Source organism: Clostridium sp. BL-8, from assembly GCF_002006495.1.
Lineage (GTDB): Bacteria > Bacillota > Clostridia > Clostridiales > Clostridiaceae > Clostridium.
In genome coordinates, this window is sequence record NZ_LZZL01000089.1 from 1 (window position 1) to 20,789 (window position 20,789).

The window sequence follows — 20,789 nt, forward strand, 5'->3', positions numbered from 1 at the left end:
CATATTTAGTATGAGCTACATCAACCATATCTATTGCTATAATATCAGCTTTTTTGTTATTAACAATATCTATAAGTTGGGTGTCTTGAAGATTTTGACTCCCTTTCCCATCATAAAAAGTATATTGTACAGTTTTTGAATTTTCTTGTTCAACTTTTTTCATATCTTCAATAAGTAATTTTATAGAAGCTATATTATAATTACTAAACATGAGACTAACTCTAATGGGATTAGTTGTATTTACTGTTTCAATGGAATAAAAATTAGAAATATATATTTGAAATATACTTGGTGTTAAAATTGAAAGTGTAATAATTATAGCGACTATTTTCTTTAGTAGTTTCATTTTATACTCCTAATATAATTATAAAAAATCGTTTATTGATAGTATTGGTAAGTTTATAAAAAATATATTATACGAATCCAAAGATTTAAAGAACATCTATAAATATATAGATGTTTTTGGCAGTAGGATTTAGAATTATAGTTTTAATAATGCTTTATTGAGAATAATTTTCAAATAAGTATACATGTCCAATATAATAAGTTATAATATATATTAATTTAATATAGACTTTGTTTAAAACCAAATATAAGTTTGTTGGGTTATGATTTTAAGATAAGGGTCTAAATAATTAATTTTAAGAAAGGAATGAATATGTATATGATAAAATTGGTATTAATAAGACACGGAGAAAGCATTTGGAATTTAGAAAATAAATTTACTGGATGGACTGATGTAGATTTATCAGAAAATGGGCTTAAGGAAGCAAGATTGGCAGGAAAAATACTTAAGAAGAATGGATTCATTTTTGACATAGCGTACACTTCTGTTTTAAAAAGAGCAATAAGAACATTGGGTATAGTATTACATGAGATGGATTTAATGTGGATACCTGTATATAAATCTTGGAAACTTAATGAAAGACATTATGGAGCGCTTCAAGGACTTAACAAAGCAGAAACGGCAGAAAAATATGGAGAAGAACAAGTTCATAAGTGGAGAAGATTTGTAAATGTAAAACCACCAGAACTAACAAAAGATGATCCAAGATATGCAGGTCATGATTTAAAATATAAAGATTTAAAAGAGAGTGAAATTCCATTAACAGAAAATTTAGCAGATACAGAAAAAAGGGTTTTAGAAGAATGGAATGAAAATATAGCTCCTAAATTGAAAGAAGGTAAAAAAATTATAATATCAGCTCATGGAAATACTTTAAGAGCATTAGTAAAATATTTAGATAATATTTCTAGTGACGGAATAGCAAGTTTAAATATACCTACAGGTACACCGCTAGTATATGAATTAGATGAAAATTTAAAACCTATAACTAGTTATTATTTATCATTAGAAGGAAAAGTACCTGAAAACATAATAGCTAAACATATTTAGTTTGAGATAAAATAGCAGCAGATGGGATAGCATAGTTAAGTGTAAAATAAATATAATGAACAATTGATACTATGATACGACAAAATAAAGACACACAATTTGTATGAAATGTAATAAAGCCTATCCTTATAAATACCACATAAGGATAGGTTTCTATTTTTACTTAAGTGCGGCATTACTCATTGTGCATGCATCATTATGTTGTAATATGGATTTAATAATATTTAAACCTCTTTTAAGCTCAGCTAAATTTTTGGGAGCAGTTATTGAAATACGAACAGCAGCAGGGACAGAAGCATTCCCAATAGCAAAACGCTCAGCACAGTAAACTTGTACACCAGCATTTTTTGCACACGTCTCAAATATTTTACCATTCCAGCCTTTTGGCAGTATAAGCCATCGAAAGTTACAATATTTATCACCAGAAATATGGAAGTCATTAAGAATAGTATCTGTTAGAATGTTTCTCTCAATTATTATATCTCTACGTTCGCTTAATATTTTATCTCTAATAGGAGAGTTTATAAGTTGACGAACAATTTCAGCATTGAAGGGTGATATCATCATATTAATATTATAAAGAGCTGATTCTAAAGTTTTCTTATAAATATGTGGTGTAGCTATAAAAGAAACGCGAAGCCCGGCACATAATGCTTTTGATATACTTGAAATATAAATTGTCTGCTCTGGAGCTAAGGCAGCGATTGGAGTAATATTTTTCTCACTTAACATACTGTTTATACCATCTTCTATTATGATTAAATTAAATTCTTTTGCAACTTCAGCAATTTCATTCCTTGTTTTAAGAGACATTGTATGAGTAGTTGGATTTTGATGATCAGGAATTAGATAGATCCCTTTTAATTCATTATTTCTACAATAATTTTTTAAAGCTATAGGTGACATCTCATTCATTTCCTGAATAATTGGAACCAATTGAATTCCGAGCATTTTGGCCAAAGTTTTTAACCCAGAATAAATTAATGGATCGGTACCAATGCGATCTCCAGATTGGAAAAGAGATGACAATATGGCACATAAAGCATTTTGTCCGCCTGAAGCAAGGAGAATATCTTTTTCACTTATATTTAAGTCTAACTTTTTTAACCATTTTACTCCAGATGACCTTTGGGCAAGGGTACCACAGGGTGAAGAATATTCTAAAAACTTATCAGAGTTTGGCTTACGCAACATATTTTCAATAAATTTAATTACATATTTATTTTGTTCATATGGAGGATATGTAGCACCCATTTCAATTAAGTTTGTGGCATTTCTTGGATTCAAAAGGGTGCTATTAACATTAACATCAGATGAAATATAAGTACCTTTTCCTATTTCGCCACTTATTAACCCTTTCTGTTCGCATAATTTAAAAGTTCTAGAGATGGTACTTAAATTTACATCTAAAAAATCAGCAAGTTCTCTTTGTGGTGGCAGTTTATCTCCAGGCTTCAAAACTCCATTCTTTATGTCTTCTTCTAATAAAGCTGATAACACCTTATATAAGGGACCAGTTTTATTAGCTATATTTGGTTTCCAAGTCATTGGATAATTATCAAAGGAATTGACAGGCATATGTATACTCCTTCCAAGTTTAAAATTAAATTGTTTTGCATACAATTATAATATTGTATGCAAATATATGCAATGTTATAATTGGAAAAAACAAACAATATTCTGTTTGGGGGCGTATAAAAATGGTTATTTTAGAAAAACCGTACATTTCAAATTTAACATTAGAGTATTTAAGCAATAACAATGTACCAGTATTAAATAATGATTTTGCAAAAGAATGCGCAAAATTATATCCACTTAATTTAATTACTTCTAGTGAAATGAAGGAAGAATATGAAACAAAGGATAAAATATATACCACTTCTGAGAATGCTTTAGAATGGGTATATGAAAATTTATCAAAAAATGAAATTGTTAAAAAGATAAATATTTTAAAGGACAAAGCTAAATTCAGAGAATTATTAAGTCCAATGTATCCGGATTTTTATTATAAAGAAATTACTGAAGAGGAATTAGGAAAAATTGATTTTGAGCTATTAAAGACGCCTGTTATATTAAAGCCTTCAGTTGGATTCTTAAGTGTTGGAGTATATAAAATTTATTACAAGAAAGACTTAGAGGCAGCCATTTTAGATATAAAGAATAATAGAGAAGAAAATAAGAAGAGATTTCCTAAAGCGGTAATTGATAATTCGAAATTTATTCTTGAGCAGTATATAAATGGGACAGAGTATGCTATAGATGCATACTACAATGATAAGGGAAAACCAGTAATTTTAAATATTTTTACTCATAAATTTTCTTCACCCACAGATGTAAGTGATAGGGTTTATTATACAAGTAAAGATATTATTGAAACCTTTAAGGATAGATTTGAATTATTTTTAACTAAAACTAATGAATATTTAAAACTTAGAAATATTCCAATTCATGTAGAAGTCAGGGTTGATGGGGATATAATATGTCCAATCGAGTTTAATCCTATGCGCTTTGCAGGTCTTTCTTCAACTGATGTTGCTTATTATGCTTATGGAATTAGGACAATAGAGTACTTTTTACAAAATAAAGAACCTAATTTTAAAGAAATATTAAACGGCAAAGAAGATAAACTTTATAGCTTGATTTTATTAGACAAGCCAGATAAAACTATTCCTTGTTCAAGATTTAATTATGATAAATTATATGATTATTTTGAAAATATTTTAGAACTTCGTAAGATAGACAATCCAAGCCTTGATGTATTTGGATTCATTTTTACAGAAACTAGTAAGGAAAATATAAAGGAATTAGATTATATTCTATCATCAGACTTATATGAATTTTGTAATCAATGATGTAGAAAGTTTTAGTATAAATATAAGATGAAAAATGTAAATATATTAAGAGGAGAGTGATAAAAGTGAAGACAATTGGATTAATAGGTGGAATGAGTTTTGAATCAACCTTAGATTATTATAGAATTATAAATGAAACAATGAGATTAAAACTTGGTAAACTGCATTCAGCAAAATGTATTTTGTATTCAGTTGATTTTGAAAAGATAGAAATATTGCAACATGAAAATAAATGGGACGAGCTTACTTGCATTATGATTGATATTGCTAAGAAACTTAAAAATGCTGGGGCGGATTTTATTGTAATATGCACAAACACAATGCATAAAATGGCAGGGGATATTGAGGAAAAAGCCCAAATAAAAGTTTTGCATATTGCTGAAGCAACTGGTAAAGAGATAATTAAAAGTAAAATTAAAAAGGTAGGACTACTAGGTACTAGCTTTACTATGGAGCAAGATTTTTATAAAAAAGTGTTAAAGGATAATTTTAATATTGATGTAATTATTCCTAGTAGAGAAGAAAGAGAAATAATTCATAAGATTATATATGATGAATTATGCAAAGGAATTATAAATGAAGAATCTAAAGATCACTACATAAAAATAATAAATAGTTTAGCTTCAAATGGAGCTGAAGGGATAGTTCTTGGATGTACAGAAATTCCATTATTAATAAAGCAGGAAGATATAGATATACCACTTTTCGATACGACTACAATACATTCTATTTCTGCTGCTGAATTTGCTTTAACTAATTAAAATTTTGTGTTTATAATAGATAAAATGGAGGGATAACATTATGTTTTCAGATGGTAGAAGTAAAAAAGTAGTATTAGTTTCGCATTGTATTTTAAATCAAAACTCAATTTCAGATGGGACAGCTGATTACCCAGCAACAAATGAAAGTGTTTTAAAATTGCTTATCCAGTCAAAAGTTGGAATAATACAAATGCCTTGTCCTGAAACACTATGTTTAGGCTTAGACAGAGGTGATATTCATGGGGCAGAAAGAGATGTTGTTGTAGAAAATACGAGAATAAGAGACAGCATGAATAAACCAACTGCTGCTGAAATACTAAATAAACTTGTAAATCAAGTTGTATTTCAGATAGACGAATATATTAATAATGGATTTTCTGTAGCAGGAGTTATAGGAATCAATCGTTCACCAAGCTGTGGTGTTAATACAACTTCAAAAAATAATAAGGAAGTTGATGGTGAAGGTGTTTTCATTGAGAGACTAAGAAATAAGTTAAAAGAAAAAGGTATTAATATTAAAATGATTGGAATAAAGGCATTAGAGACAGAAGAAGCATTACTATCAATAAAAGAATTGCTAAACAACTAATTAATTGTTTAGCAGTCTTTGTATTGAATTTGCTTAAGGCATAATCAAAAAAATAACAAGTCCATCTGTCACATCTATTTTTCATATGCCTAATTATCGCTCTTCCATAATTGCTATTTCAGCATTTTTACTTTGGCTAATTGTAAGTTTAATATTACCATTTGCATTATTTCCAACAAGCTTAAGTACATATTTTCCATTTGATAATTTTAGAGTTTTGCTTCCGTGGTCTGTGCCAACTAATATGTTTTCTATTTCTTTTTTAGGATTAACTAAAACTACTTTAAAATCACCACTATTAACATTTGAGTCATAGTCTAATGTAATTTCACCATCATCTTTTGAATTTATATTCCAAATTGCATCTACACCTAAAAAACCACTATATTTTAAAGATAAATTCTGATCAGAATCTTTAGTAGAATCTGCTGTTGTATATATATGATTCTCATTTGTTTGCGCTATTTTATCATTATCGTTATATATATCACTATAGACAGAATTTCTATTATAGTTCATGTTGCAGCCGCTTATAAAGCTTATTAAAATCATTAAAATCAGGCCTAAAAACTTATTTCTGATATTCATGCTAAATCCTCCTTGTCTAATATAATTTATTTTTAATGGAGACATTATATTTTGTGCAGTTAAGAGATTTTTTACTCAAAATTATGTGAGGCATAATCAAAAAAATAACAAGTCCATTTGTCACAGCTATTTTCCACCATGCTACATCACCAAATTGTAATAATAGCCCTCTATGAATACAATTTACTTCCTTGCCTGATGAAAAATAATCATAACATTTTAGACTTGTTATTATAACTTTAGTTCTTATAGATCTTGGAAAAATATTTTCTAAGGTCTATAAATTTTGATTTATTTAATATATTTCTGAATAATATAAGAATGTATATAAATTTAAGGTGTGATTATTATGTCTGAGTTAAAAAGGCAAGTGCCCTCAAAGGTAGATGCATCAATAGGATTGTTAACTAATGTGCCAAAGGCAATATTAGATCAGCTTGGTTTAAAATACGAAGTTCAAGGGGGGATTATTGAACTTACAATTTTATATAGAGATACTCCAGAGCAGACAAGAGCATTCGTTGAAGGACTAGGTGGTAAATTTATAGATTTAGGATTTAATTTTGCAGTTGTTAATATTCCTAGAGATAAATTAGATGAACTATCATTAAGTAATACTATTCAATATATAGAATTACCTAAGAGCTTGTATGAACAAGATGAAGAAAGTAATAAAGTATCATGTATACAGCAATTATCACCTGATTTTGATGTTTCAGGTGAAGGTATATTAGTTGGATTTGTAGATTCAGGAATAGATTATACACATCCAGCATTTATGAATAATGCTGGAACTACAAGGATAGAATACATTTATGATTTAAGTGCAGGAGGAAAAATATATAATAAGCAGACTATAAATGAGGCAATAAAGTCTTCAAATCCTTTTTCAATAATTCCATTAACTGATGACACAGGACATGGAACACTTGTAGCAGGAATTGCGTGTGGAGGAGGCAGAATAGATGAAATGTATAGAGGTGCAGCACCTAACGCATCTATAGCAATGGTTAAGGCAGCTAGGGGAGCTGCCGCCCTAAGTTCACAAATAATGCAGGGAATTAAGTTTTTAGTAGATAAAAGTAAAGAACTTAACATGCCATTAGTTATCAGTCTTAGTTTAAGCACAAATGACGGTGCACATGATGGCAGCAGTCTCCTAGAGCAATATATTAGAACAGTACAAAACTTAGAAAGAGTAGCAATTGTTATAGCAGCAGGTAATGAAGGAGATGCAGGACATCACATTGGAGGAGAATTAAAGAAAACTCAAAGAGAAATCTTTAATGTAGCAAGTGATGAAAAATCTATTGTTATGAATATATATAAACCAATATTACCAGATTTGTCAATAAGTATAATCAATCCAACTGGCCAGAAAAGCAGCAATATAAATATACAAGAGGGATATATTGAGGGAGCTATAGGAAGTAATAGGTATTATATATATGTAGAAGGATCTAAACCTTTTGAGTTAAATAGTGAAATTAAAGTAATTCTTTCTGCTAGAGCAAATTCTCTTGCGGAAGGAGTTTGGACATTAGAAATAAATGTTTTAAATGAATATTTAGGAACATATTCAATTTGGCTTCCAGTACTTGAAGGACTTAATCCAAAAACAAAATTTTTAGAACCAAACCAATATAATACTTTAGGAATACCAGCAACAGTTAATAATATTATCGCTGTTGGAAGCTATAATTATAAAACTAATAATTTATCTTCATTTAGTGGCAGGGGAGCATTAAATGAAGATAATTCAGTAAGACCAGATTTGGTTGCACCAGGAGAAGAAATATTTGGACCAATGCCAGAGGGGGGATTTACCAGTAATACTGGTACATCAATGGCAGCACCTCAAGTAGCAGGAATATGTGCATTAATGATGCAATGGGGAATAATAAAAGGGAATGATCCATATCTTTTTGGTGAAAGATTAAAATATTACTTAGTGAAAGGTGCTAATAGAAGACGTACAGATGTAACATATCCAAATCCATCATGGGGATATGGGGAAGTATGTGCATTTAATAGTTTAAAGCTGCTTCAAAATGATTTAAATGCTATTTTAACTAGGGGAGATACAAATAATATTGAATCAAGCAGACTGGAAAGATTAAATGAGTTTATACCGCCAATTATACCAGGCTTGGATAATAAAAGAGGAATTCCGAAATTTTATTATTAAATAGATTAAAAAATAGTAATACAATTTTAAATTGATTACTATTTTTTTCTTTTATATTAGTTTTTTTTCATAGGCTTCAAAAAGATATTGGGATAGAGATACTTTCAGAGTAATAAAAAAATTATCAAGAAGCCATTGGCCAAGCGGAAGATTGAAAAAGACAGATGTATCTAAATTTAAACTATGAAGTATATTTACCTGAATAAGTATTTGTGCATTTATAGATAATAGTAATGTTAAGCATATAAGGAGGGATTTAAATGAAGTTATTGAAAAAGATAATATCGATTGTAGAGGCTTTAGTCTTCATAATTACTATTATATTTTCAAACAGTTATAAAAAAACTTATGCTCAAGCAGCAAATGAAAAACAGAATCCCGTTAAAGCAGCTGTATTATTATATAGATCTGATGATGTTTATATTTCTTTAGTTCGCAAAAGCCTAGAAGAAATCCAAAAGAATAATGAAGGTAAAATTGAATTCACTTTTTATGATGGCAAGGATAACCAAGAAGTACAAAATCAAACCATTGAAATGTTACTTAAAAGCAAAGGGGTTGATCTTATACTATTAAATTTAGTAGATGTAAAAAGTGCATATGATATTATTGATAGAATTAAAGAACATAATATTCCAGTGGTCTTATTTAATAGGGAACCATTTAATATTACTTCAGTTCAATCATATAGTAAGGCTATTTATGTAGGAACAAATGCAGCTCAAGCAGGTATGTTTCAAGGAAAAATTCTTATTAATTTATGGAATGAAAACAAAGCAGCTATTGATATTAATGGAGATAATGTATTGCAATATGTAATGCTAATTGGAGAACTTAATAATAAAGAAGCAATTGAAAGAACACAATATTCTGTTTTAACTATTAATAATGCAGGAATAGAGACTCAAGAACTTGCATCAACAGTGTGCAATTGGAACAGAGAAACAGCCAAGGAAAATTTCGAACCATTATTTTTACATTATGATGGTAGAATTGAAGCTATAATTTCTAACAATGATGAAATGGCAATAGGTGCTATCGAAGTGCTACAAAAGTATGGATATAATAAAGGAGATAATACGAAAAAAATAGCAGTTGTAGGAATAGATGCAATACCAGCAGCTCAAGAATTAATTAAAAATGGAGAAATGACAGGGTCTGTTTTTCAGGATTATTCAGCTATGGCAGAGGCTTGTTATGTTATAGGTATGAATTTAGTTAATGATAGAAGTCCGCTTGAAGGTACGGCATACAAATTTGATGATACAGGAGTTGCAGTACGTATACCTTATAAGGAATATATAGGAAAATAAAATTCTTTCAAATACACTGCGCCTAAGAATAAACTACTCTTTATTGTTACAATCTTATTAAGATAAAACATATTCTTTTAATGGCTAAAAAAATATGTTTTATTTTTTTATTGCAATAGAAAATAGAGTATTTGAAACATAACTTAGTATTAAAAGAAAGAATTAATTTTATAAATCGTTTAAAAATCCATAGAGAGGAGTGATTAATAAAATGAACAGTTTGATGAGAATAGTAGTGGGAGAGCATGAGTTCAATTCAAATTCGAGTAAAACTTATAAATGGATAGAAGATTTTCTATGGAAAGAAGGTTTTCCAGGGCTCACTATTAGGAGGGGAGAATTAAGTCTTGATTACAAAAGCATAATGCATTCAATTGCACTTGAAGACATAGAATTTAACGATTTAGCAATTATAATGGAGACAGTTGCTGATAATAAAAAAATAGAAAGAGCTAGACAAGACCTCATAAAATATATACCACATGGACAAGTAACCGTTATTAGAGGTATGGAGGAAAAATGTATGAATATCAATAAGTATTGTGTAGTTAAAATTTACACAAAAGAAGATAATGCGTGGTTTAAAAAGGAAGAGTATGAAAAGGTTTTAAAATTTCTTCAGAAAAAGAAAGTTATCTGGGCTACGGTAACTAAAGGACTTGTTGGATACGGTAAAGATAGAGTTGTTCATAAACAAAAATTATTTTCTTTTAGTGAAAAGATGCCTGTTGTAATAGAATGCGTTGTACCATGTGAATATTTAAATGATTTGCTTAGTGAACTCAAGAATATGGTCGAAGAGGGAGCTGTATTTGCTACGCCAATAGATTTAATAATGAATAGATAGGAAGAATGATTTATTAATAAGAAATAAAAAATCTTAATTTTTAATAAGTTTAAGCATTTATTAAAAACTAAGATTTTATAATTATATAAATATTAGTATCATATCGCTATTTAGATTATAAGTCCTTAATTATCTATTTAAATTTAATAGCAATTTATCATTGAAATTTATATAAAATGAATTATGAAAATAATGGTGACACAAATAAAATTATTGATAGGATAATTATAAATACAACAGTAAACCAAGATATAATATTTTGAGTTTTGTTATTCACATATTTACCCATTATGCGTTTATCATTAATTAAAATTATCATAAAGGTTAATATTATTGGAGATAATATTCCAGCTATCTGCTGACTAATAAGTATAATTTGAATAAGTGATATTCCAGGAATAAGTATAAATAATGCTCCAAGAAGAATTATACCAGTATATATTCCAAAGAAAGCAGGTGCTTCTTTATAGTCATTATCAACGCCGCTTTCCCAGCCAAAGGCTTCGCATATAGCATATGATGTAGAAAGGGGAATAACAGCTGTAGCAAGTACTGAAGCACCAAAAAGCCCAGCACCAAAAAGTATAAATGCTGCTTTTCCAGCTAATGGTTGTAAAGCAATAGCTGCTTCTTGTGCACTAGTTATTGTTATACCAGCTTTATAAAGAGTTACAGCAGTGCAGATAATTATAAAAAACGCTACTGCATTCCCCCAAAATGCACCTAAGTAGACATCAAGTTTTTCGTATTTATAATCAGATAGGCTTATTTTTTTATCTACTATTGATGATTGTAAATAAAACTGCATATAAGGAGTAATTGTAGTACCGATCATTCCTATAAACGTAAGAAGAAAACCTGAATTTAATTCAAGGGTAGGAGTAGCCATTGATTTAAACACATTACCCCAATCTGGTCCAGTTAAAAATGCTGATATAATATAAGTAAAAAATACAAAAGTAAAAAGTAAAAAAATGTTCTCCACTTTCTTATAAGAGCCTTTAGTAACAAGAACCCAAATCAGTATAGAAACTATAGGAATTGATAGATATTTACTTATACCGAACAATTCTAAACTTGCTGCTATTCCTGCAAAATCTCCAAATACAACTCCCATATTTGCAATTAATAAAATAGCCATTGCAAAGAAAGTAAGTTTAACTCCAAACTTCTCTCTAATTAAATCTGATAGGCCTTTGCCGGTTACTACCGCCATTCTTGCATTCATTTCTTGAATTACTCCAAGACTAAAGGTAATTAAAAGTAATCCCCATAACATTTTATATCCATAGGATGCACCAACTGAAGCGTATGTTGTAATACCACCAGCATCATTACCAGCATTTACAGTAATTAGTCCTGGGCCAATAATAGTCATAATAAAAAGTATTTTTTTAAATCTATTAGATAATGATTTCTTCATAGTGCAACCCTCCTTAAGTGTGAATGTTCATGAATACTATCATTTAGTGATACTATGCCGACCAGATTATTATCTTCGTCGATAACAGGAATACATACAAGATTATATTTATGCATTATGCTGATTGCATCATCTATTTCATCTGTATCTCTTAAACTTTCAGGTCTAGTAGTCATAATATTATAAAGTTTAGTATTTCTATCTGCGGTAATAAGTGAAAATAGAGAAATAACTCCAATAAGATTATCTTTATCATTTGTAATATATATATAATAACTTTCATCTTCGCTAGGAGAATTAATTTGAATCCATTCAAAAACTTCATTTACAGTTATATCAGGCAAGAAAGTTAGGAAATCCTTTGACATAATACTTCCTACTGTTTCTTTTTCGTATTCCATGAGCTCTCTAATTTCGCCTTGGCTTTCTTCATCCATGTTAGTTAATAGTTTTTCAACTCTATCTTCATCCATTTCTTCCAAAATATCTGCGATCTCATCCGATGGCATGCTTTCAAATATATCAGAAGCTTTTTCGTCAGACACAGATTTTAACAAATTTAATTGAACATCAGTGTCAATTTCTTCTAGAACCTCAGCAGCCTTTTGATTATTTAAACTTTGAAATAATATATCTCTACTTTTATTATCAAGATCTTCAATTATATCAGCTATATCTGCAGCGTGTAAGGTTTCGATTCTATTTGCAGGCATTTGAAGCTGTAAATTACTAACACCAGTAGATAATGTTTGAACATCATCCCAAATTATTAGCTTATTTCTTAACCTGTATTTAAAGGTTTCTGTCAATATAATGAATGGATACTCGACTCCGAGTCTTCTAAGTAACCCTCTAGTTCCTATGTCAACAGCTACAAGATTCCACTTAGAATTTATTTTTCCAAGTCTTACATCGTTAACTCGTTCTACTTTCCTTCCGTTTATATCAACTATTTGTTTATCTAAAAAGTCTCTCACTAAAAAAATATCTTCTTCATTAGGAAACTTTGTTATAAGATTATTGCTATTAATTTTAATATAATATTTTTCTTTTTTATCTCTGTATATTTCCAATGCTTCAGCAGACAAATAAAAAGATTTTTTCCAATTTGTGATCTGTATATATAATGCAGTAGGTTTTTCTTGACTGAAATCAAAAATAAGATCATTTAATTTACCAATTATTTGTCCTGAAATATTATGAATATCTTTATGCATAATTTTACTTAAAAATAAATTTGTTACCTTTTCCATATGGTTCACCCTTTCAAATTAGGGCATAAAAAGTGTGTATCCAATTAATGCCCTGAAATTAGTATTACTTGAACTTAAATAAAAATGTATAATATAATGATCCGTTTCACAGTCATCCATTGGATAACACCTCCTTTAAATAATAAAATAAGCCCCATCACTCAAAGTGAAGGGGCTAAAATTGCACCACGATATAAATATACAAGGCATTTAACCAAAGTATATTTGCTGATATCCATCTCCACTCGTTGAGTTTTAGCACTATATAGCATAGAAAACCATATGGTTTTCGGCTACATTAAGTAGAACCTTAATCCGGTAATACCTGTTGACCCATTGGCGTCTCTCGACGTTTCGGGGCAGCAGCATGTATCTATATAGGAGCCTCACCTAACAAAATTATTATTTTCGTACTTATTTTACTACCATAGATAACAGTACGTCAATAGCAAATATGATAAATATTAATTAAATCACTTATATTTATTCTCTAAAGGGAATGATTTACTACACTGTTTGATATATTAATTAATCAACACTTTGTAAATTTGAAGTAGTAAATTATAAGATGCTCTTTGGAAATTAGATAATGCGATATTAGTAATTTATATAATAATCGGATTGTTTTGGATAAAACAATATAATAGGCGCTATCAATTGATAATAAAGGTCATCATTCACATCAGGAATTGCTACGAATATAAATATACTATGTTATTAAATTATTTTATCAAATGATAACACTTATGTTGATCTGAAGGAGAGAATATTATATGAATGTAAAAATTAAAACTGCAAAATTATCTCTAATTTCAAATAGTATATTGATAATTTTAAAACTGATTGTTGGGCTTACTACTAACTCAGTAAGCATACTATCTGAAGCGATCCATTCGACTATGGATTTGTTGGCAGCTGTTATAGCCTTTTTTTCTGTAAAAATATCGGATAAACCAGCTGATGATAAACATCCTTATGGACACGGCAAGATAGAAAATGTTTCTGGTGTAATAGAAGCACTTCTTATACTAATTGCTTCCATTTGGCTAACAATTGAAGCAATAAAAAAATTAATGGTACCTGCTGAAGTAGAATCAATTAGCTTTGGATTTTTAGTTATGTTTATTTCTTCAGCTATAAATTTTATAGTTTCAAAGAAGCTTTATAAGGTAGCTAAAGAAGAAGATTCAATAGCTCTTGAAGCAGATGCTCTACATTTGAAGGCTGATGTTTATACATCATTGGGTGTAGGAATTGGTTTGTTCCTCATGTGGATAACAAATTTGAATTTTTTAGATCCAATTGTGGCTATTATTGTTGCTATATTTATATTAAGAGAAGCTATTGAATTATTGATAGCTGCATTTAACCCACTTTTGGATGTTAAGTTATCAAACGATGAAATTACGGTTATTGAAACTATCCTACATGAATCTTCAACTATTTATTGCAGTTACCATAATTTTAAAACAAGAAAATCTGGACGTATTAGATATATTGAATTACACTTGGTGTTTCCTGAAAATATGACAGTAAAAGATGCAAATGATGTATGTGATAAAATTGAAACTGATATAAAAAAATCCTTAACTAATTCTGAAATTATGATTCATTTAGAGCCTTCTAAAAGTATTTATAGTTGTGATAAATACAAAAATAAATATACTTAAAAACTGAATAATACAATAATTTGGATAATTCAAATTATCAATAACTAACACAGCACATTTACAAAAGCAAAAACATATTATAATTCTGAATTAATATAAAGGATTAAATAATATGGAGAATAATGATAAGTGGAGATATCAAAATTCTTATTTTAGATATGTTCCATATAGTACACTCTTTGATGAAAATGAGTGTGATTTAAGAGCTGATTATTCACAAACAGGTACAGGGAGTAATCAAACTACATTGGAGGATCATGGTCCTGAGCCTTATGTAGTTAATATTGATGAAGCAACTAAGCAGAACAATAATTTCCGTACTGCAGTATGGACAGGAAGTCATCTTCAAGTTACTTTGATGAGTATTAAGGTTGGTGATGATATAGGTTTAGAAATTCATCCAAATATTGATCAATTCATTCGTATTGAAGATGGACAAGGAAGGGTTAGAATGGGAAAAAGTAAAGATAATCTAGATTTTCAAGCAAACGCCAGTGATGGTTTTGCAATAATGATACCTGCTGGTACTTGGCACAATGTTATAAATACAGGTAATAAACCACTTAAAGTATATTCTATTTATGCACCACCTCAACACCCACATGGTGTAGTTCAGGCAACTAAGTCTGCTGAGTAAGAGAAATAAATCAATCAATAGTGTCTAACCTGGTGTGAATTTATATAAAATGGTTAGACACTTATTAGTAGTAAGCTGTTGTAAGTATTATATTTAAATTATCAGCCAATTATAGTATCATCCTCAGGTGTAGTTTTATTATTAGCATTGTTTTTTTGCTTATACTGCTCTTGTAATATAGTTAGATATTGCTCCTGAGAAGCAATTGTTAACATTAAACATCCTATACCTACGATAAAGTTTCCAATCACATTAATTTCATCAGCAGTTTTGTTTTTTGAAAGTGAAACAGCAATAGCGTTAGTTAAAACTAGTAAGTCTTCAGGGCTTAGGTTATCTAAAAATGTCATAGTTGTACCTACCTAATAAGAATTATGCATATTAGATATTATGACTATCAAATTAATAATATGAAAACAAATTTATAGGATAATTTGTGATATTAAAAATGGCCCCTGTTAAGAGGAGCCTAAAACAAGGAGAATTAGTAAAAGTCCATAATATATTACTTATCTTTTATTATATGAAATTAATAGGTGAATGTGATAAGAAAATATAAAAATACACAATGCCAGTATGGAGTGAGATATAAAGAAAACCGTACATTGTCATATTATTTATAGTGCATTAGAAAAGGCTGATATTGACTGAAAAGTTAGAGCATTATACCTCACTTTCACTTATATTATATGGGTTGTTTTGAATTTCTCTAATATCTTTAAGCGGGGATAAACCAAAGAGCCGCTTATATTCTCGATTAAATTGAGAGGGACTTTCATAGCCGACTTCTAGTGCAGCGGTGGTGACATCTATAGAGCTGGTCAGCATAAGGCGCCTAGCCTCCTGAAGACGCAATTGTTTTTGATACTGCAAAGGTCCCATTGTTGTAACCTCTTTAAACTTGTGTTGGAGGCTTGATACGCTCATATTACTGATCTTAGCAAGCTGAAGAGTGGTAAATGGGTTAGAAAAATTTTCCTTTATCCACCCGATTGCTTTCCCTATACCATCAGACTGCTTATCATAGAGGGACTGCTGAAGAAATAAGTGTCCATATTTTCCTGAGACTAAGCGATAGATCATCTCACGCATCATAAGTGTGGAGAGGAATGGATCTGGATAAGGAGTATTGGCAAGGATTAGAACACGCAAGAACAGTTCAAGAAGTCCTATATCTGATTTCCCAATGAAAGCGGCTGTGCTTGGTTTCTTGTTTCTAGAAGGAAGCTCAATTTCAGCCTCGGCCACGACAGAAGCAACTTCCTCTGCTGTAAAGTCCACACGCAATCCTATATAAGGAAACTCCCTTGTTGCTCCAACGACTTTTCCAGATGCAGGCATATCAATTATGGAGGCCAGATAGTCCCCTTCATAATAATGTGCAATATGCTCTCCAAGATGAAGCTCTTTTTCTCCTTGCAGAATAAGACAAAAAGCTGGTGAAAGTACACTTGGAATTAATGGTGATTCATAAGTATGGCGACAGATTGATAAATAGGGTATGACAGTTTTAGTATTACCTTCTGCAGTTGTAATTGTGTTTGCTAGTGAGATCAGCCTGGTCAACAGTTCCTGATTGTTTAATAGGGGCTGGCCAGGCGTTAAAATATTTGTTGCTTTTAACATTTGCTTTGATATTTTCATTTTTATCACATTACCTTTATTTTTTATTATAATATAATCTTTTATTTAGTATAGCTCAAATGAAAGTGGAGTTCAATTAGTAAAATATAAACAATTGCGGTTTTAGGCAATTTTTATGCAGAAATGTACTACTAAAAAATAATGTCTTGAGCAATAATAGTAAGAGAAAGCAGGAAACATTTCTACTGTATCATAACGGAGAAAGGAAGAGAATAATATGAAATACATTAAACTTGGAACAACTGGTCTTGATGTGTCACCAATTGCAATTGGTGCAATGACTTATGGTGAACCTGATCGCGGCCATCCTGTATGGTCAAAGGGTGAGGAAGATGCGCGACCACTCATTAAACATGCACTGGAGGCTGGGATCAACTTTTTCGATACTGCCAACATGTATTCAAATGGATCTAGCGAAGAGATTCTCGGTCGTGCACTCAAAGACTTTGCAAATCGCGATGATGTCGTTATTGCTACAAAGCTGCGTCATCCAATGCGTCCAGGTCCAAATGGCCGTGGATTGTCTAGAAAGGCGATTATGACCGAAATTGACCATTCGCTTGAGAGACTTGGTACTGATTACATTGATCTTTATCAAATCCATCGTAACGATCACTCGACGCCGCTTGAGGAGACACTCGAGGCATTGAATGATCTCGTAAAGATGGGGAAGGTTCGCTATATTGGGGCATCATCAATGCATGCCTGGGAGTTTGCCAAGGCACTTCATTTGCAGAAACAGCATGGATGGGCTAGGTTTGTTACAATGCAGAATCACTACAACTTACTCGCTCGTGAGGAAGAGCGCGAGATGATTCCACTCTGCCTTGATGAGGGCGTTGGGACGATTATATGGAGTCCGCTAGCTCGTGGCCGTCTTGCTCGTCCGTTCGAGCAGGCCAAGACTAGTGCTAGATCTAAGACTGATGGTGATTATGCCGATATGTTGTATTCTCCCGCAGAGGAAGAATCAAATCATGCGATTATCGATGCAGTTGGCAAGATTGCTGACGCAAGAGGCGTATCACGAGTACAGATTGCACTTGCTTGGCTTCGTAGCAAGCCAGTTGTGACTGCACCACTCGTTGGAGCCAATTCTATCGAGCAAATTGATGATGCTGTTGCATCTCTGAATATTGAGCTTACAGAAGAAGAAATACGAGCATTAGAAGCACCATATACACCACGCTATGACTGGCAGGGAATTTCTGATGAAGCCGAATTGGATGCTATTCGAAAGCGTGTTCCTGGAATGGAGTTGAAATAAAAAACTATAACAACATCTAAGCCAAAAGCTAGATCTAGAATATTACAAAATATAATAATATAGAAGCGTAAAGTGAAAAACAAGTGATTGTTTAATCTTAGAAACTAAGGGGCTATCGCACTAAATAATTAGTGCGATAGCCCCTTTTCTCAAGCTACATTATGAGAATCATCGGAATTATCTGTATCTATAGCTACTCCAAGTTTAGCTGATATTATGGTATTGAGTTTATTGATTGATGTTGATAAGTTATCAATTTGTTTTTCTAACCGGATTAATAGATATGCGGCAACAACCACCGCGAAACCATTATTAATTATTGAGTTAACTAATTCATTTAAATCCATAATTTTTCACCTCCTGTATAGGATATATGGCGAAAATTAATAAGTCACAGTAAGAAAGATAAATAATTGAATAATAGTTATGGATAAAAACTTTATAGTGTTATTTCTGAAAACCACCTTCATTAGTTATATAATTATAATAGTAGGCTATAGCCAGATCAACTATTGTACTTACATAAATATTTAGATCAGGATGTATGCTTTTTAGTTCATTAATTTTTCTAACAGTGGAAGCTCTAAGCATATAGGTTCTTTTAATATCCAGAAATTCTCCATCAATGGGTGGTGCTATACCATTTGCAACTGGAGTCTTTCTGTTATCTGAAGGAAATTTATCATTATATATATCAAAAGTTTTAGTTGAATTTTTTGCTGTAATATTATTCTTAGATATTTGAGTTTCAGCTATGGATACAGATTTATTATTGGCATCAGCTGAAGAACATGCAGTAGTATTATTTGGAACTGAAGAATTTTTAACAGTATCAATTATGTCGAGACTATCAGCTTCATCATCAAAAGAAAAAGATGAAATGCAGGTTCCGGCTGCAATTGGTTCTGAGGAAAACCCTATTATTTCTTCACTTTCATCAGGTGCAAAATCATTTTTAGGTGGTTCGATTTGTTTTCTTCTAGGCATAAGTGCTCTCCTTTACAAGTATTTTTACTTAGGATATATGCTAAAATGGCGCATATTCTAATATGGTTTACTGTAAATATTCTGTACAATATTTATTCAGAAGAATATTACAATATAAGAATATATATTTTGAAGAATATAAGAATATAAATTCCGAACAATATTACCATAAATATTCTTTAGAATATGCTTGAAAAATGCGGCTTAAGAAGGTATTGATATGAAAATATTATTGATTTCTAATGTTATTTTAAAGCCTAAAACATATATCCATAATAGCAGCAGATAGAGTTTTACTCATCCAGGAGCGTGCAGCCGTTAGCGCCACTTGAAGAAGTGAGTGTGTTACGCATGCTAGCTATAGGATAAATTTCTTTGAGGCTGCAAGTAAATTATTGTTATTGGAGTGTGCATGGTTATGATTAAAGATCAAATTAATATTAATTCAGAAGATAGGGAAGTGTTTGATAAGAAGCAGATTGCTCTTGCCATTAGAAATTCAACTTTTGATTATGAGCTGTCTTGCTCCTTATTGGATGAGGAGATATTAAATAAATGTGAAGGGTGTTCTCTTAAATATATCTGTGATGGAATTGATAAAGTAGCTGAAGATTATCTTAATAAGACAACAAAGATTGTAAATAGCTTTTCATTTGAATAAAATAATGTAAAGCAAGATATATTGTAAAGAAAAAACCAAGGTTCAATGTGACCTTGGTTTTTAAGCGTGGGCATAAATTAAGTTATGAGCAGCAAGTCTTAAGAATAAGAGATGGTTGGAATTTTGTTTTTGACTATGTTAGTAAAAGTGAAATATTAATTAATAAAGATTTATTTAATTCCTTAAATGGAATTGTAGAGTTAATGGCTATGTGCAAGTATAATGTGATGATATGGAAGATTACCGCGAATTAGATATAAATCAATAATCCCCCTTTACAACAGAACATATGTTCAATATAATATCTGTAAGAACATATGTTTGGAGTGATTATATGGTTAATGAGAAAAATAAAATAATTTTTCATATTGATGTGAATTCAGCATATCTTTCATGGACTGCAGTTAAGCTTTTGCAATATGGAAGTGAGCTTGATATACGAAAGATACCTTCAGTAATTGGTGGTAGCGAAGAAAACAGACATGGGATAATACTTGCAGCTTCAATACCAGCGGAAAAATATGGGATAAAGACTGGAGAGCCAATATATTCAGCAAGACTTAAATGCAGAGATCTTGTAGTCTATCCTCCAGATTATAATTGGTATGTAAGGTCAAGCGATGCATTATATAAGCTGCTTAGTGAATATTCTCCTAAAATTCAAAGATACAGTATTGATGAATGTTTTATGGATGCTACTCATTTTAAAGAAA

18 protein-coding genes, 3 pseudogenes and 1 riboswitch are annotated in these 20,789 nt (G+C 30.6%); of the genes and pseudogenes, 12 read left to right on the forward strand and 9 right to left on the reverse strand.

Translation table 11 applies throughout. The features are described from left to right. Positions 1-346: pseudogene (locus CLOBL_RS22510) on the reverse strand (sugar ABC transporter substrate-binding protein); the annotation flags it as partial. Between the two features lie 318 nt (positions 347-664). Between CLOBL_RS22510 and gpmA the strand changes: the two are divergent. After that, positions 665-1,396, forward strand: a complete 732-nt coding sequence (gene gpmA, locus CLOBL_RS22515) for a 2,3-diphosphoglycerate-dependent phosphoglycerate mutase (RefSeq protein ID WP_077861073.1) — start codon at positions 665-667, stop codon at positions 1,394-1,396. 159 nt (positions 1,397-1,555) lie between these two features. On the opposite strand, the gene CLOBL_RS22520 is transcribed toward gpmA, so the two are convergent. After that, on the reverse strand, positions 1,556-2,974 hold the full coding sequence (locus tag CLOBL_RS22520; protein ID WP_077861074.1) for a PLP-dependent aminotransferase family protein: 1,419 nt from the start codon (positions 2,972-2,974) through the stop codon (positions 1,556-1,558). Positions 2,975-3,096: 122 nt separating this feature from the next. Here CLOBL_RS22520 and CLOBL_RS22525 point away from each other — a divergent pair, with 122 nt between their 5' ends. From CLOBL_RS22525 to CLOBL_RS22535, 3 genes are all read left to right on the forward strand, one after another. Then, positions 3,097-4,248, forward strand: coding sequence for an ATP-grasp domain-containing protein (locus CLOBL_RS22525; protein ID WP_077861075.1), 1,152 nt, complete (start codon positions 3,097-3,099; stop codon positions 4,246-4,248). A gap of 65 nt (positions 4,249-4,313) precedes the next feature. Further along, entirely contained in the window at positions 4,314-5,009 is a 696-nt protein-coding gene (locus CLOBL_RS22530; RefSeq protein ID WP_077861076.1) for an aspartate/glutamate racemase family protein, read from the forward strand. 40 nt (positions 5,010-5,049) lie between these two features. Next, positions 5,050-5,598, forward strand: coding sequence for a CD3072 family TudS-related putative desulfidase (locus tag CLOBL_RS22535; protein ID WP_077861077.1), 549 nt, complete (start codon positions 5,050-5,052; stop codon positions 5,596-5,598). Between the two features lie 93 nt (positions 5,599-5,691). Here CLOBL_RS22535 and CLOBL_RS22540 read toward each other — a convergent pair whose 3' ends face one another. Then, a complete protein-coding gene (locus CLOBL_RS22540; RefSeq protein ID WP_077861078.1) occupies positions 5,692-6,186 on the reverse strand; it encodes a hypothetical protein in 495 nt (164 codons plus the stop codon). Between the two features lie 349 nt (positions 6,187-6,535). Here CLOBL_RS22540 and CLOBL_RS22545 point away from each other — a divergent pair. The 3 genes and pseudogenes from CLOBL_RS22545 to CLOBL_RS22555 form a co-directional block, all read left to right on the forward strand. Continuing rightward, a pseudogene (locus tag CLOBL_RS22545) lies at positions 6,536-8,269 on the forward strand (S8 family peptidase); the annotation flags it as partial. A 365-nt stretch (positions 8,270-8,634) separates the two neighbouring features. Then, positions 8,635-9,687, forward strand: coding sequence for a galactose ABC transporter substrate-binding protein (locus tag CLOBL_RS22550; RefSeq protein ID WP_077861080.1), 1,053 nt, complete (start codon positions 8,635-8,637; stop codon positions 9,685-9,687). Positions 9,688-9,898: 211 nt separating this feature from the next. Then, positions 9,899-10,534, forward strand: a complete 636-nt coding sequence (locus tag CLOBL_RS22555; RefSeq protein ID WP_077861081.1) for a DUF190 domain-containing protein — start codon at positions 9,899-9,901, stop codon at positions 10,532-10,534. 181 nt (positions 10,535-10,715) lie between these two features. Here CLOBL_RS22555 and CLOBL_RS22560 read toward each other — a convergent pair whose 3' ends face one another. Both CLOBL_RS22560 and CLOBL_RS22565 read right to left on the reverse strand, forming a co-directional pair. Then, on the reverse strand, positions 10,716-11,957 hold the full coding sequence (locus tag CLOBL_RS22560) for an Nramp family divalent metal transporter (protein ID WP_077861082.1): 1,242 nt from the start codon (positions 11,955-11,957) through the stop codon (positions 10,716-10,718). Further along, a complete protein-coding gene (locus tag CLOBL_RS22565; protein ID WP_077861083.1) occupies positions 11,954-13,210 on the reverse strand; it encodes a CBS domain-containing protein in 1,257 nt (418 codons plus the stop codon). Before CLOBL_RS22565 ends, CLOBL_RS22560 begins: the two co-directional genes overlap by 4 nt. Before the next feature lie 233 nt (positions 13,211-13,443). Continuing rightward, positions 13,444-13,615, reverse strand: a riboswitch (M-box (ykoK) riboswitch). A 368-nt stretch (positions 13,616-13,983) separates the two neighbouring features. On the opposite strand from CLOBL_RS22565, the gene CLOBL_RS22570 reads away from it, so the two are divergent. Continuing rightward, positions 13,984-14,880, forward strand: a complete 897-nt coding sequence (locus CLOBL_RS22570; protein WP_077861084.1) for a cation diffusion facilitator family transporter — start codon at positions 13,984-13,986, stop codon at positions 14,878-14,880. A gap of 112 nt (positions 14,881-14,992) precedes the next feature. Continuing rightward, a complete protein-coding gene (locus CLOBL_RS22575) occupies positions 14,993-15,517 on the forward strand; it encodes a cupin domain-containing protein (protein WP_077861085.1) in 525 nt (174 codons plus the stop codon). 101 nt (positions 15,518-15,618) lie between these two features. Here the strand turns inward: CLOBL_RS22575 and CLOBL_RS22580 are convergent, their stop codons facing one another. Further along, a complete protein-coding gene (locus tag CLOBL_RS22580) occupies positions 15,619-15,867 on the reverse strand; it encodes a hypothetical protein (RefSeq protein WP_009169672.1) in 249 nt (82 codons plus the stop codon). A 313-nt stretch (positions 15,868-16,180) separates the two neighbouring features. Then, a complete protein-coding gene (locus tag CLOBL_RS22585; RefSeq protein ID WP_207652373.1) occupies positions 16,181-17,161 on the reverse strand; it encodes an AraC family transcriptional regulator in 981 nt (326 codons plus the stop codon). Between the two features lie 217 nt (positions 17,162-17,378). Between CLOBL_RS22585 and CLOBL_RS22590 the strand changes: the two genes are divergently transcribed. After that, positions 17,379-18,428, forward strand: a complete 1,050-nt coding sequence (locus tag CLOBL_RS22590; RefSeq protein WP_077861086.1) for an aldo/keto reductase — start codon at positions 17,379-17,381, stop codon at positions 18,426-18,428. A gap of 149 nt (positions 18,429-18,577) precedes the next feature. Here CLOBL_RS22590 and CLOBL_RS22595 read toward each other — a convergent pair whose 3' ends face one another. Both CLOBL_RS22595 and CLOBL_RS22600 read right to left on the reverse strand, forming a co-directional pair. Beyond that, entirely contained in the window at positions 18,578-18,775 is a 198-nt protein-coding gene (locus CLOBL_RS22595) for a YvrJ family protein (protein WP_077861087.1), read from the reverse strand. Positions 18,776-18,875: 100 nt separating this feature from the next. Next, positions 18,876-19,415, reverse strand: a complete 540-nt coding sequence (locus tag CLOBL_RS22600) for a hypothetical protein (protein WP_077861088.1) — start codon at positions 19,413-19,415, stop codon at positions 18,876-18,878. 418 nt (positions 19,416-19,833) lie between these two features. Here CLOBL_RS22600 and CLOBL_RS22605 point away from each other — a divergent pair, with 418 nt between their 5' ends. Then, the gene (locus tag CLOBL_RS22605; protein WP_077861090.1) at positions 19,834-20,076 is read left to right on the forward strand and encodes a hypothetical protein; all 243 of its coding nucleotides are present in this window, start codon (positions 19,834-19,836) and stop codon (positions 20,074-20,076) included. A 334-nt stretch (positions 20,077-20,410) separates the two neighbouring features. Next, a pseudogene (locus tag CLOBL_RS22615) lies at positions 20,411-20,789 on the forward strand (DNA polymerase IV); the annotation flags it as partial.